The 13140-nt window shown below is 65.8% G+C and carries 12 protein-coding genes; 11 read left to right on the top strand and 1 reads right to left on the bottom strand.

Annotation, left to right across the window (positions count from 1 at the left end; translation table 11 throughout):
* The first annotated feature begins 2 nt into the window (after positions 1-2).
* The 10 genes from mraY to lpxC all read left to right on the top strand — a co-directional run bounded on the left by mraY (position 3) and on the right by lpxC (position 11503).
* On the top strand, positions 3-1085 hold the full coding sequence (gene mraY, locus ACYJSS_RS14200) for a phospho-N-acetylmuramoyl-pentapeptide-transferase (protein ID WP_111262457.1): 1083 nt from the start codon (positions 3-5) through the stop codon (positions 1083-1085).
* A gap of 7 nt (positions 1086-1092) precedes the next feature.
* Entirely contained in the window at positions 1093-2439 is a 1347-nt protein-coding gene (gene murD, locus ACYJSS_RS14195) for a UDP-N-acetylmuramoyl-L-alanine--D-glutamate ligase (protein ID WP_111262456.1), read from the top strand.
* On the top strand, positions 2439-3647 hold the full coding sequence (ftsW, locus tag ACYJSS_RS14190) for a putative lipid II flippase FtsW (RefSeq protein ID WP_111262455.1): 1209 nt from the start codon (positions 2439-2441) through the stop codon (positions 3645-3647). The genes murD and ftsW overlap by 1 nt, the downstream gene beginning before the upstream one ends.
* Positions 3644-4714 (top strand): undecaprenyldiphospho-muramoylpentapeptide beta-N-acetylglucosaminyltransferase, encoded by a 1071-nt coding sequence (gene murG / locus ACYJSS_RS14185; RefSeq protein ID WP_111262454.1) that lies wholly within the window; start codon positions 3644-3646, stop codon positions 4712-4714. The genes ftsW and murG overlap by 4 nt, the downstream gene beginning before the upstream one ends.
* Entirely contained in the window at positions 4707-6164 is a 1458-nt protein-coding gene (murC, locus tag ACYJSS_RS14180) for a UDP-N-acetylmuramate--L-alanine ligase (RefSeq protein ID WP_111262453.1), read from the top strand. Before murG ends, murC begins: the two co-directional genes overlap by 8 nt.
* Positions 6161-7108, top strand: coding sequence for a D-alanine--D-alanine ligase (locus ACYJSS_RS14175; RefSeq protein WP_111262452.1), 948 nt, complete (start codon positions 6161-6163; stop codon positions 7106-7108). Before murC ends, ACYJSS_RS14175 begins: the two co-directional genes overlap by 4 nt.
* 4 nt (positions 7109-7112) lie before the next feature.
* Positions 7113-7976: a cell division protein FtsQ/DivIB gene (locus ACYJSS_RS14170; protein WP_111262451.1), complete on the top strand. Its 864-nt coding sequence runs from the start codon at positions 7113-7115 to the stop codon at positions 7974-7976.
* A gap of 16 nt (positions 7977-7992) precedes the next feature.
* Entirely contained in the window at positions 7993-9243 is a 1251-nt protein-coding gene (ftsA, locus tag ACYJSS_RS14165) for a cell division protein FtsA (RefSeq protein ID WP_021218769.1), read from the top strand.
* 48 nt (positions 9244-9291) lie between these two features.
* A complete protein-coding gene (gene ftsZ / locus ACYJSS_RS14160; RefSeq protein WP_111262450.1) occupies positions 9292-10479 on the top strand; it encodes a cell division protein FtsZ in 1188 nt (395 codons plus the stop codon).
* 112 nt (positions 10480-10591) lie between these two features.
* A complete protein-coding gene (gene lpxC / locus ACYJSS_RS14155) occupies positions 10592-11503 on the top strand; it encodes a UDP-3-O-acyl-N-acetylglucosamine deacetylase (protein WP_111262449.1) in 912 nt (303 codons plus the stop codon).
* Between the two features lie 103 nt (positions 11504-11606).
* Here the strand turns inward: lpxC and ACYJSS_RS14150 are convergent, their stop codons facing one another.
* The gene (locus ACYJSS_RS14150; protein WP_111262448.1) at positions 11607-12068 is read right to left on the bottom strand and encodes a DciA family protein; all 462 of its coding nucleotides are present in this window, start codon (positions 12066-12068) and stop codon (positions 11607-11609) included.
* 79 nt (positions 12069-12147) lie between these two features.
* Here ACYJSS_RS14150 and ACYJSS_RS14145 point away from each other — a divergent pair, with 79 nt between their 5' ends.
* Positions 12148-13074, top strand: coding sequence for a M23 family metallopeptidase (locus ACYJSS_RS14145; RefSeq protein WP_111262447.1), 927 nt, complete (start codon positions 12148-12150; stop codon positions 13072-13074).
* Positions 13075-13140 lie beyond the last annotated feature (66 nt).

The following is a 13140-nucleotide window of genomic DNA, read 5'->3' as shown; positions in this document are numbered from 1 at the left end:
TCATGCTGCTGCTGCTCGCTGAGTACCTGCAACAGTTCCATAAGGGGTTCGGGGTGTTCCAGTACCTGACCCTGCGCGGGATTCTCGGCGTCCTTACGGCGCTGTCGCTGTCGCTCTGGCTCGGGCCGTGGATGATCCGCACCCTGCAGGTGCGCCAGATCGGCCAGTCCGTGCGCAACGACGGGCCGCAATCGCACCTCTCCAAGTCCGGTACGCCGACCATGGGGGGCGCGCTGATCCTCACCGCCATCGGCATCAGCACCCTGCTCTGGGCCGACCTGTCCAACCGCTACGTCTGGGTGGTGCTGGGCGTGACCCTGCTGTTCGGCGCCATTGGCTGGGTCGACGACTATCGCAAGGTGATCGAGAAGAACTCCCGTGGCCTGCCGAGCCGCTGGAAGTATTTCTGGCAGTCGGTGTTCGGCATCGGCGCTGCGGTCTTCCTTTATATGACCGCGACCAGCCCGGTGGAGACCACCCTGATCCTGCCGATGGTCAAGGATGTCGGCATCCCGCTGGGTGTCGGCTTCATCGTGCTGACCTATTTCGTGATCGTCGGCTCCAGCAACGCGGTCAACCTGACCGACGGGCTGGATGGCCTGGCCATCATGCCGACCGTGATGGTCGGCGGCGCGCTGGGGATCTTCTGCTACCTCTCGGGCAACATCAAATTCGCCGAATACCTGTTCATCCCCTATGTGCCGGGCGCTGGTGAGCTGATCGTGTTCTGCGCCGCCCTGGTAGGCGCCGGCCTCGGCTTCCTCTGGTTCAACACCTACCCGGCCCAGGTCTTCATGGGTGACGTCGGCGCGCTGGCGCTCGGCGCTGCCCTGGGCACCATCGCCGTGATCGTGCGCCAGGAAGTGGTGCTGTTCATCATGGGGGGCGTGTTCGTCATGGAGACGCTGTCGGTGATGATCCAGGTCGCCTCGTTCAAATTGACCGGCCGTCGTGTATTCCGCATGGCCCCTATCCACCACCACTTCGAGCTGAAAGGCTGGCCCGAGCCCCGCGTGATCGTACGTTTCTGGATCATCACCGTGATCCTCGTGCTGATCGGCCTCGCCACCCTGAAGCTGCGTTGAGGAGACCATGAGCCTGATCGCTTCCGACCAGTTCCGCATCGTTGTCGGCCTCGGCAAGAGCGGCATGTCCTTGGTGCGCTTCCTGGCGCGCCAGGGCGTGCGCTTCGCCGTGGCCGATACGCGCGAGAACCCGCCCGAACTGGCCACCCTGCGTGCCCAGTACCCGGAGGTGGAAGTGCGCTGTGGTGAACTCGACGTCGATTTCCTCTGCCGCGCCAGCGAGCTCTATGTGAGCCCCGGCCTGGCCATCGCCACACCGGCGCTGCAGGAGGCGGCCAAGCGCGGCGTCAAGCTGTCCGGCGATATCGAATTGTTCGCCCGCCACGCCAAGGCGCCCATCGTGGCCATCAGCGGTTCCAACGCCAAGAGCACCGTCACCACCCTGGTGGGCGAGATGGCGCTGGCGGCCGGTCGCCGGGTCGCCGTGGGCGGCAACCTGGGGACCCCGGCGCTCGATCTGCTGGCCGATGACATCGAGCTCTACGTGATGGAGCTGTCCAGCTTCCAGCTGGAGACCACCGATCGCCTGAACGCCGAGGTGGCCACCGTGCTCAACGTCAGCGAAGACCACATGGACCGCTACGCCGACATGCAGGCCTATCACCTGGCCAAGCACCGCATCTTCCGCGGCGCCCGGCAGGTGGTGGTCAACCGTGGCGATGCGCTGTCCCGGCCCCTGGTCGCCGACCAGCTACCCTGCTGGACCTTTGGCCTGAACAAGCCCGACTTCAGGGGCTTCGGCCTGATCGAGGAAGAGGGCGAGAAATACCTCGCGTTCCAGTTCGAGAAGCTGCTGCCCGTGCGCGAGCTCAAGGTCCGTGGCGCCCACAACCAGGCCAATGCCCTGGCTGCCCTGGCCCTGGGCCACGCCGTCGGCCTGCCCATGGAGCCGATGCTGGAGACCCTCAAGACCTTCACCGGCCTGGCCCATCGCTGCCAGTGGGTGCGCGAGCGCGAAGGCGTGGCGTACTACGACGACTCCAAGGCCACCAACGTCGGCGCTGCGCTGGCCGCCATCGAGGGCCTGGGCGCGGACATCGACGGCAAGCTTGTGCTGATCGCCGGTGGCGATGGCAAGGGTGCCGATTTCTCCGGGATGCGCGAGCCGGTGGCGAGCTTCTGCCGCGCCGTGGTGTTGCTGGGGCGTGACGCCGAGCTGATCGCCCAGGCCCTGGGCGATGCGGTGCCGCTGGTGCGCGTGCGGACCCTGGACGAGGCCGTTAGCCGCGCCGCCGAACTGGCCGTCCGCGGGGACGCCGTGCTGCTGTCGCCCGCGTGCGCCAGCCTCGACATGTTCAAGAACTTCGAAGAGCGCGGACGCCTCTTCGCCCTGGCCGTGGAGGGGCTCATCTGATGCTGGCCCGCCTGTTCGCCCTGCAGTCGCCGCTGCGCAGTCGCCGTGGCCTCGACATGGACTTCCCGCTGCTGGCGGGTTGCCTGGCGCTGCTCGGCCTGGGGCTGGTGATGATCACCTCGGCGTCCTCGGAAGTGGCCGCCGCGCTGTCCGGCAACCCGCTCTACCACAGCATCCGCCACCTCATTTACCTGGCCATCGGCGGGGTCGCCTGCGTGCTGACCCTGCAGGTGCCCATGAGCTTCTGGCAGCGCTACGGCGCGCGCCTGATGCTGGTCGCCTTCGTTCTGCTGATCATGGTGCTGCTGCCGGGCATCGGCCGCGAGGTCAACGGCGCCAAGCGCTGGATCGGCTTCGGCCTGTTCAACCTGCAGCCGTCCGAACTGGCCAAGCTGTTCACCGTCATGTTCATCGCCGGCTACCTGGTGCGCCGCCAGGACGAGGTGCGCGAGAAGCTCACCGGCTTCATCAAGCCGATGCTGGTGCTCGGCCCCATCGCCGTGCTGCTGCTGGCGGAGCCGGACTTCGGCGCCACCGTGGTACTGGTGGGTTCCTGCATCGCCATGCTGTTCCTCGGTGGCATCAACCTGGTTCGCTTCGTCCCGTTGGTCGGCGCGGTGCTCGGTGCCGGGGTGCTGGTCATGACCAGCCAGAGCTACCGCATGCAGCGCCTGACCAACTTCATCGACCCCTGGGCCGACCAGTACGGCGCCGGCTACCAGTTGAGCCAGGCGCTGATCGCTTTCGGCCGTGGCGAATGGTTCGGCGTCGGCCTGGGCAACAGCATCCAGAAGCAGTTTTACCTGCCCGAGGCCCACACCGACTTCGTCTTCGCCGTACTGGCGGAGGAGCTGGGCATGGTCGGGGCGTTGGCCACGGTCGCCCTGTTCGTGTTCGTCAGCGTCCGGGCACTGCACATCGGCCTCTGCGCGGAACGCGCGCGGCAATATTTCTCGGCCTACGTGGCCTATGGCCTGGCGTTCCAGTGGATCGGCCAGGTCCTGATCAACATCGGTGTGAACGTCGGCCTGCTGCCCACCAAGGGCCTGACCCTGCCGTTCCTCAGCTACGGCGGCAGCTCCCTGGTGATCTGCTGCGTCTGCCTCGGCCTGCTGCTGCGGATCGAATGGGAAAGCCGCACGCACCTGGGCAACGAAGACATCGAGTTCGTCGAGAGCGACTTCCTCGAAGAGGAGGTACGCCCATGAGCGGCAACGTATTGATCATGGCGGGTGGCACCGGCGGGCACGTGTTCCCGGCACTGGCCTGCGCCCGCGAGTTCCAGGCCCGTGGCTACAGCGTGCACTGGCTGGGTACCCCGCGTGGCATCGAGAACGAACTGGTACCCCAGGCCGGCCTGCCACTGCACCTGATCCAGGTCACCGGCTTGCGCGGCAAGGGCATCAGGTCGCTGCTCAAGGCGCCGTTCTCCCTGGTGCGTTCGCTGTTCCAGGCGCGGCGTGTGGTCAGCGAGCTCAAGCCCGTCTGCGTGCTGGGCATGGGTGGCTATGTCACCGGCCCCGGCGGCCTGGCTGCGCGCCTGGCCGGCGTACCGCTGGTCATCCATGAGCAGAACGCCGTCGCCGGCACCGCCAACCGCAGCCTGGCGCCGTTCGCCAGCCGCGTCTGCGAGGCCTTCCCGGATACCTTCGGGACCAGCGACAAGCGCCGCACCACGGGCAACCCGGTGCGCGAGGAGCTGTTCCTGGAAACCCCGCGCGACGCCCTGGCCGGTCGCACGCCGCGACTGCTGGTACTGGGCGGCAGCCTGGGCGCCGAGCCACTGAACAAACTGCTGCCGGCAGCCGTTGCGTTGCTGCCTGCCGAACTTCGCCCGCAGGTGTTCCACCAGGCGGGCAAGAATCACGATGGGGTCACCGCGGAGCGTTATCGCGAAGCCGGTGTCGAAGCGGAGGTCGCACCCTTCATCAAGGATATGGCGCGGGCTTATGCCTGGGCCGATCTGGTCATCTGCCGCTCTGGCGCGCTGACCGTCAGCGAGCTCGCTGCTGCCGGGTTGCCGTCCTTCCTGGTGCCGCTGCCCCATGCGATCGACGACCACCAGTCGCGCAATGCCGATTATCTGGCGAAGGAGGGCGCGGCCTTCCTTCTCCCGCAACATGCCACCGACGCGGCCGCACTCGCCGCCCGGCTGACCGAGGTACTGATGCAACCCGAACGACTGAAGGCCATGGGCGCGATCGCCCGCCGTCTGGCCAAGCCCGATGCCACCCGCAGCGTGGTCGATATCTGCCTGGAGGTGGCCCATGGTTGAGAGCCAGAAAGCCATGCCGCAACCGGAAATGCGCCGCATCCGCCGCATCCACTTCGTCGGCATCGGCGGCGTGGGCATGTGCGGGATCGCCGAAGTGCTGCTGAACCTCGGCTACAACGTCTCCGGTTCCGACCTCAAGGCCTCGGCCGTGACCGCGCGCCTGGAGAGCTTCGGTGCGCAGATCTTCATCGGCCACCGTGCCGAGAACGCCGAGAACGCCGACGTGCTGGTGGTCTCCAGCGCGGTGAACAAGGCCAACCCGGAGGTCGCCGTCGCCCTGGAGCGCCGTATCCCCGTGGTGCCGCGTGCCGAGATGCTGGCCGAGCTGATGCGCTACCGCCACGGCATCGCCGTTGCCGGTACCCACGGCAAGACCACCACCACCAGCCTGATCGCCTCGGTGTTCGCCGCCGGGGGCCTGGACCCGACCTTCGTCATCGGCGGGCGCCTGAACGCCGCCGGCACCAACGCGCAACTGGGCACCAGCCGCTACCTGGTGGCCGAGGCCGATGAGAGCGACGCCAGCTTCCTGCATCTGCAGCCGATGGTCGCGGTGGTCACCAACATCGACGCCGACCACATGAGCACCTACGGCGGCGACTTCAACAAGCTGAAGAAGACCTTCGTCGAGTTCCTGCACAACCTGCCGTTCTACGGGTTGGCGGTGCTTTGCGTGGATGACCCGGTGGTACGCGAGATCCTCCCGCAGGTGGCCCGCCCGACCGTGACCTACGGCTTCGCCGAGGACGCCGACCTGCGCGCCATCAACGTGCGCCAGCAGGGCATGCAGACCTTCTTCACCGTGCTGCGCAAGGACCGTGCGCCGCTGGACGTCTCGGTGAACATGCCGGGCAACCACAATGTGTTGAATGCCCTGGCGACCATCGCCATCGCCACCGATGAAGGCATCGACGACGACGCCATCGTGCGTGGCCTGTCGGGCTTCCAGGGCGTGGGCCGACGCTTCCAGGTCTACGGTGAGCTGCAGGTCGAAGGCGGCAGCGTGATGCTGGTCGACGACTATGGCCACCATCCGCGCGAAGTCGCGGCGGTGATCAAGGCGGTACGCGGTGGCTGGCCGGAGCGCCGTCTGGTGATGGTCTACCAGCCGCACCGCTACAGCCGCACCCGTGACCTGTACGACGACTTCGTGCAGGTGCTGGGCGAGTCCAACGTGCTGCTGCTGATGGAAGTCTACCCGGCGGGCGAAGAGCCCATCCCCGGCGCCGACAGCCGCCAGCTGTGCCACAGCATTCGCCAGCGCGGCCAGCTGGACCCGATCTACATCGAGCGTGGTGTCGACCTGGCGCCGCTGGTCAAGCCGTTGCTGCGCGCCGGCGACATCCTGCTCTGCCAGGGTGCCGGCGATATCGGCGGGCTGGCCCCGCAATTGATCCAGAGCCCGTTGTTCGGTGGTGGCGATGATGCCGCCGCGAGGAAAGAGTCATGAGCGCGAACCTGAAGTCCACCCTCGACCCCAAGGCCTTCGGCCGGGTCGCCGTGCTCTACGGCGGCAAGAGCGCCGAGCGCGACGTCTCGCTGAAGTCCGGCAGCATGGTCCTGGAAGCGCTCCAGGGCGCAGGCGTCGAGGCCTTCGGCATCGATGTCGGCGACGACCTGCTGCAACGCCTGGCCGCCGAGAAGATCGACCGCGCCTTCATCGTCCTCCACGGCCGTGGCGGCGAGGACGGCAGCATGCAGGGCCTGCTGGAGTGCCTGGGCATCCCCTACACCGGTAGCGGTGTGCTGGCGTCCGCCCTGGCGATGGACAAGCTGCGGACCAAGCAGGTCTGGCAGAGCCTCGGCCTGTCCACCCCTCGTCACGCGGTGCTGGCCAGCGAGGCGGATTGCCGTGCCGCGGCCGAAGCGCTGGGTTTCCCGCTGATCGTCAAGCCGGCTCACGAAGGCTCGAGCATCGGCATGGCCAAGGTGGCGGATGTCGACGCATTGATAGAAGCCTGGAAGGGTGCCAGCCGTTACGACTCCCAGGTACTGGTGGAGCAGTGGATCCATGGGCCGGAGTACACCATCGCGATGCTGCGCGGGCAGGTGCTGCCGCCCATCCGCCTGGGTACCCCGCATACCTTCTACGACTACGACGCCAAGTACCTGGCCAATGACACCCAGTACCAGATCCCCTGCGGGCTCGATGCGGCCAAGGAGCAGGAACTCAAGGACCTGACCGCGCGTGCGTGCGAGGCGGTGGGCACCCAGGGCTGGGCGCGCGCCGACGTGATGCAGGACGCCGACGGCCGCTTCTGGCTGCTGGAGGTGAACACCGTTCCGGGCATGACCGACCACAGCCTGGTCCCGATGGCCGCTCGTGCTGCGGGCCTGGACTACCAGCAGTTGGTGCTGTCGATCCTGGCAGACAGCGTCGAGGCACGAGGTTAAGCACATGCGTGGCGCCACGATCCGTCATCAGCAACCCGCCATCGGCCGCGCTCCCCAGCGCAAGCCGGTGCCGCGTGGTGCCAGCCGGATGGTGGCGAAGGAGCCGCTCAGTGCGCGTCTGCCCAAGCCGAACTTCAGCGTGTTCAAGCGCCTGGTCTGGCCGGTGGTCCTGGTGGTGCTGGGTTTCGGTGCCTACGAGGCGGCGCAGCGCTTGCTGCCCTATGCCGATCGCCCCATCGCCAAGATCAACGTGCAGGGCGACCTGAGCTACATCAGCCAGCAGGCGGTGCAGCAGCGGATCGCTCCGTACATCGCGGCGAGCTTCTTCAGCATCGACCTGGCCGGCATGCGCAGCGAGCTGGAGCAGATGCCCTGGATCGCCCACGCCGAGGTGCGCCGGGTGTGGCCGGACCAGGTGATGATCCGCCTGGAAGAACAATTGCCGATCGCCCGCTGGGGCGATGAGGCGCTGCTGAACAACCAGGGCCAGGCCTTCACCCCGCGTGAGCTGACCCATTACGAACAACTGCCGCAGCTGTGGGGGCCACAGCGGGCCCAGGAACAGGTGATGCAGCAGTACCAGATGCTCAGCCAGATGTTGCGCCCGCTCGGGTTTTCCATCACCCGCCTGGAGCTGCGCGAACGCGGCAGCTGGTTCCTGTCCACCGGGCAGGGCGTGGAGATCCTGCTGGGAAGGGATCATCTGGTGGAGAAGATGCGTCGCTTCATCTCGATCTACGAGAAGACGCTCAAAGAACAGATCGCCAACATCGAGCGTGTCGACCTGCGTTACCCCAACGGCTTGGCGGTAGCGTGGCGAACCCCGGTAGAGGCACCTGCGGCGGCCGTAGCCGGCCGCGCGAATTGAGGAGAAGGTTAGAACCATGGCAAGCGTGCAGAGCGGCAAGATGATCGTCGGCCTGGATATCGGCACCTCCAAGGTGGTGGCGCTGGTGGGCGAGATCGCGGCCGACGGCCAGCTGGAGATCGTCGGGATCGGTACCCATCCGTCCCGCGGGCTGAAGAAGGGCGTGGTGGTGAACATCGAATCCACCGTGCAGTCCATCCAGCGCGCGGTGGAAGAGGCGCAGATGATGGCGGGCTGCCGTATCCACTCCGCCTTCGTCGGCGTCGCCGGCAATCACATCCGCAGCCTGAACTCCCACGGCATCGTCGCGATCCGTGATCGCGAAGTCAGCCCGGCAGACATCGAGCGTGTGCTCGACGCCGCCCAGGCCGTCGCCATTCCTGCCGACCAGCGGGTGCTGCACACCCTGGCGCAGGACTACGTGATCGATAACCAGGAAGGGGTGCGCGAGCCCCTGGGCATGTCCGGCGTGCGCCTGGAAGCCAAGGTCCACGTGGTGACCTGCGCGGTGAATGCGGCGCAGAACATCGAGAAGTGCGTGCGCCGTTGCGGCCTGGAGGTGGACGACATCATCCTCGAGCAACTCGCCTCGGCCTATTCGGTGCTGACCGACGACGAGAAGGAACTGGGCGTGTGCCTGGTGGACATCGGCGGCGGCACCACCGACATCGCCATCTTCACCGAGGGCGCGATCCGCCACACTGCGGTGATACCGATCGCCGGCGACCAGGTGACCAACGACATCGCCATGGCCCTGCGGACGCCGACCCAGTACGCCGAGGAGATCAAGATCCGCTACGCCTGCGCCCTGGCCAAGCTGGCCGGTGCCGGCGAAACCATCAAGGTGCCGAGCGTCGGCGACCGTCCGCCGCGGGAACTCTCGCGCCAGGCACTGGCCGAAGTGGTCGAGCCCCGCTATGACGAACTGTTCACCCTGATCCAGGCCGAGCTGCGCCGCAGCGGCTACGAGGACCTGATCCCGGCAGGCATCGTCCTGACCGGCGGCACCGCGAAGATGGAGGGCGCGGTCGAGCTCGCCGAAGAGATTTTCCACATGCCGGTGCGCCTGGGCGTGCCGCATAGCGTCAAGGGCTTGAGCGACGTGGTGCGCAACCCGATCTACTCGACCGGCGTTGGCCTGCTGATGTACGGCCTGCAGAAGCAGTCCGACGGGATTTCGATGTCCGGCGGCCTGGGCAGTTTCAGTGACGAACCCAAGACACCTGTTCTGGAGCGGCTCAAGCGCTGGGTCCAGGGCAACTTCTAAAGAGTTTTTGCAGTAGGCGATACAACTAGAAAAGGAAGGAGAGGGGATATGTTCGAACTCGTAGATAACGTTCCGCAAAGTGCGGTCATCAAGGTAATCGGCGTGGGCGGTGGCGGCGGCAACGCAGTCAACCACATGACCAAGAGCAACATCGAAGGCGTCGAGTTCATCTGCGCCAACACCGATGCCCAGGCACTGAAGAACATCGGTGCGCGCACCGTTCTGCAACTCGGCCCGGGCGTTACCAAGGGGCTGGGTGCGGGTGCCAATCCCGAGATCGGTCGTCAGGCCGCTCTGGAGGATCGCGAGCGCATCGCCGAAGTGCTGCAGGGCACCGACATGGTCTTCATCACCACCGGCATGGGTGGCGGTACCGGTACCGGTGCGGCCCCGATCATCGCTGAAGTGGCGAAGGACATGGGCATCCTCACCGTTGCCGTGGTCACCCGCCCGTTCCCGTTCGAGGGCCGCAAGCGCATGCAGATCGCCGACGAGGGCATCCGTGCTCTGTCGGAAAGCGTCGACTCGCTGATCACCATCCCCAACGAGAAGCTGCTGACCATCCTCGGCAAGGATGCGAGCCTGCTGTCCGCCTTCTCCAAGGCTGACGACGTGCTGGCTGGTGCCGTGCGCGGTATCTCCGACATCATCAAGCGTCCGGGCATGATCAACGTCGACTTCGCCGACGTGAAGACCGTGATGAGCGAAATGGGCATGGCAATGATGGGTACCGGCTGCGCCAGCGGTCCGAATCGTGCCCGTGAGGCCACAGAGGCGGCGATCCGCAACCCGCTGCTGGATGACGTCAACCTGCAGGGCGCGCGCGGCATCCTGGTGAACATCACCGCCGGTCCCGACCTGTCCCTGGGCGAGTACTCCGATGTGGGCAACATCATCGAGCAGTTCGCTTCCGAGCACGCCACCGTGAAGGTGGGCACCGTGATCGATCCGGACATGCGCGACGAGCTGCACGTCACCGTGGTCGCCACCGGCCTGGGCGCTCGCCTGGAGAAACCCGTCAAGGTAGTGGACAACACCGTCCAGTCCGCAGCCGTTGCCGCGTCCCCCGCACCCCAGCGTGCGGAGCAGCCGTCGGTCAACTACCGCGACCTGGATCGTCCGACCGTCATGCGCAACCAGGCTCATGGCAGCGCCGCAACCGCCGCCAAGATGAACCCGCAGGACGACCTGGATTACCTGGATATTCCGGCCTTCCTGCGTCGTCAGGCCGATTGATGAAGTTTATCGACGCTATGTCTGTGATTGGTGTTCAGCAAAGGCCGGTTCTGCTATCATCCCCGGCCATTGTTGAAAACTGTTCGCAACTAGCGCGAAAGCGGCCACTGCCATGATCAAACAACGCACTTTAAAGAACGTCATCCGTGCCACAGGCGTAGGGCTGCATTCCGGGGAAAAGGTCTACCTGACCCTCAAGCCCGCCCCTGTGGATACCGGCATCGTGTTCTGCCGTACCGACCTGGACCCCGTCGTCCAGATCGCCGCCTATGCCGAAAACGTCGGTGAGACCACCATGTCCACCAACCTTTTCAATGGTGACGTCAAGGTCGGCACGGTGGAACACCTGCTCTCGGCCATGGCTGGCCTGGGCATCGACAACGCCTACGTCGAGCTGTCCGCCGCCGAAGTACCGATCATGGATGGCAGCGCCGGCCCGTTCGTGTTCCTCATCCAGTCCGCTGGTCTCGAGGAGCAGGAAGCCGCTAAGCGCTTCATTCGCATCAAGCGCGAAGTGAGCGTGCAGGATGGCGACAAGCGCGCCACCTTCGTGCCGTTCGATGGCTTCAAGGTCACTTTCGAGATCGACTTCGACCACCCGGTGGTCAACGGTCGTACCCAGAAAGCGTCGGTCGATTTCTCCAGCACCACCTTCGTCAAGGAAGTCAGCCGTGCCCGTACCTTCGGGTTCGTGCGCGATCTGGAATTCCTGCGCTCGCACAATCTGGCTCTGGGCGGCAGCGTCGAGAACGCCATCGTGGTCGATGAGGACAGCGTATTGAACGAGGACGGCCTCCGTTACGAGGACGAATTCGTCAAGCACAAGATCCTCGACGCCATCGGCGACCTCTACCTGCTCGGCAACAGCCTCATCGGCGAGTTCCGTGGCTTCAAGTCCGGTCATGCACTCAACAATCGCCTGCTGCGTGCACTGATCGCCGACAAGGATGCCTGGGAAGTGGTCACCTTCGAAGATGCCAAGACCGCACCCATTTCCTACATGCGCCCGGTAGCGGCCGTGTAAGCAACACCTCTTTCCTTCTTTGGAGGCCACCCCACCACGGGGTGGCCTCTTTTTTTGTGCAGGGAAAATAGGGGAGGGCGAAGCGGCGGATTGTCGCGGAAGGTCAGTCGCGTTCGGGCTTGCGGGCACGCTCGGCGAGGCGCTCCAGGGCGGCGCGCAGCTTGGGATCCTCGATCCCTTCCGCAGTGGCCTGGATGCTTTCGGCGGCAAAGGCCGACAGCTCGATGGTGCGGCCTGGTGCACGTCCCGAGCCTTGGGAAGGTTGCACCTTGAAGATGATTTTCGTTAAGGTCGCGAACTCTTCGAGGGCCTGGAGCTGACGCTGCAGCCGGCGTTGCTGGTATCGCAGCCGCGTCGCCCAGTGGCCGTCACTGATGATCAGCATCAGGCAGCCCTCGCGCCATGACGCTACACGGCAATGCTCGCGCGCCGCAGGTTGCAGCTGGCTTTCCAGCAACTGTTGCCAGTGATCGATGCGTTGGGCCTGGTTGAACAGGGCCTTGAGCGGTTTTTCCTCGCGCAGCAGTGCGGCGGGGGACCGGGCCGGCAAGGGACGAAAAGACATGGCAGGACGCCTGAAGAAAACAGAGTGGCCATGGTAGCAGAAGCCTGCACCGGGTAACGCTCGATCAATTGGGGAAGTCATGCACATCATTCTTCTGAGCCGCAGGCACGGGGCGGCGCGTTCGCTGAGCCTCGACCTGCGCGTGCTCCTGGGGCTCGGTGGCCTGCTGCTGGCGCTGGTGCTCGCTTCGGGGATCGCCCTCGGTGCCTGGATCAGGCCCGCGGCGCCCGCTGCTGAAGACAGCCAGCAGATGACGCTCGCGCTTGACGAGCAGCGTAGCCAGGTGAGCCAGGCGCGGGCCGACGCCCAGCGTCAGCTGGACGCCTTCGGCGCCCACATCGCCGATCTGCAGGCGCGCCTTACCCGGCTCGATGCGCTGGGCGAGCGTGTCGCGGAACTGGCGGACCTGGATTCCAGCGAGTTCGATTTCTCCCTCAACGTCGGCCAGGGCGGCCCGGAAGACCCGCTCGATGCGCCGGCCTACCAGGCACCGCCCTTCATGGATGTGCTGGACAGCCTGACCGAGCGCCTTGACAGTCGCGAGCAGCAACTGGAAGTCCTCGAACAGCTGCTCGGCGAGCGCCGCATCAGCGAAGCCGAGCACCTGGCCGGACGCCCGGTGCTGCAGGGCTACATCTCATCGCCCTTCGGCATGCGCAGCGACCCCCTGACCGGCCGCCTGAGCAAGCACAAGGGCGTGGACTTCGCGGCCAAGGCCGGTAGCGATGTCCTGGCCGTCGGCGCGGGTGTCGTCACCTGGTCCGGACGCAAGACCGGCTACGGCAACATGGTCGAGATCAGCCATGCGGATGGTTACCGCACCCTCTATGCGCACAACCAGAAGAACCTGGTGCAGGTGGGGGATCTGGTGCAGCGTGGCCAGGCCATCGCCAAGGTCGGCAGCAGCGGTCGTTCCACCGGTGCGCACGTCCACTTCGAGGTCACCCGCGATGGCGCGGTGGTCAACCCAGCCCTCTATATAGCCCGTTCCGCAGCCGCGGAATAACGCTACTTTTCTCTACAACGAATCCGGGTAGAATGCCCCCTTCGCAAGCAGCCATGAAGGCTGCGC

This window comes from Pseudomonas sp. No.21 (assembly GCF_054558415.1).
Note: the sequence above shows the minus strand (reverse complement) of the source record. Positions and strands in the feature narration are given on the sequence as shown.

What these genes read in the sequence shown, in the direction of transcription:
- murG (WP_111262454.1), top strand. Translation starts at nt 3,644, where the DNA reads ATGAGCGGCAACGTATTGATCATGGCGGGTGGCACCGGCGGGCACGTG.
- murC (WP_111262453.1), top strand. Translation starts at nt 4,707, where the DNA reads ATGGTTGAGAGCCAGAAAGCCATGCCGCAACCGGAAATGCGCCGCATC.
- lpxC (WP_111262449.1), top strand. Translation starts at nt 10,592, where the DNA reads ATGATCAAACAACGCACTTTAAAGAACGTCATCCGTGCCACAGGCGTA.
- ACYJSS_RS14145 (WP_111262447.1), top strand. Translation starts at nt 12,148, where the DNA reads ATGCACATCATTCTTCTGAGCCGCAGGCACGGGGCGGCGCGTTCGCTG.
- murD (WP_111262456.1), top strand. Translation starts at nt 1,093, where the DNA reads ATGAGCCTGATCGCTTCCGACCAGTTCCGCATCGTTGTCGGCCTCGGC.
- ACYJSS_RS14150 (WP_111262448.1), bottom strand. Translation starts at nt 12,068, where the DNA reads ATGTCTTTTCGTCCCTTGCCGGCCCGGTCCCCCGCCGCACTGCTGCGC.
- mraY (WP_111262457.1), top strand. Translation starts at nt 3, where the DNA reads ATGCTGCTGCTGCTCGCTGAGTACCTGCAACAGTTCCATAAGGGGTTC.
- ftsA (WP_021218769.1), top strand. Translation starts at nt 7,993, where the DNA reads ATGGCAAGCGTGCAGAGCGGCAAGATGATCGTCGGCCTGGATATCGGC.
- ACYJSS_RS14170 (WP_111262451.1), top strand. Translation starts at nt 7,113, where the DNA reads ATGCGTGGCGCCACGATCCGTCATCAGCAACCCGCCATCGGCCGCGCT.
- ftsW (WP_111262455.1), top strand. Translation starts at nt 2,439, where the DNA reads ATGCTGGCCCGCCTGTTCGCCCTGCAGTCGCCGCTGCGCAGTCGCCGT.
- ftsZ (WP_111262450.1), top strand. Translation starts at nt 9,292, where the DNA reads ATGTTCGAACTCGTAGATAACGTTCCGCAAAGTGCGGTCATCAAGGTA.
- ACYJSS_RS14175 (WP_111262452.1), top strand. Translation starts at nt 6,161, where the DNA reads ATGAGCGCGAACCTGAAGTCCACCCTCGACCCCAAGGCCTTCGGCCGG.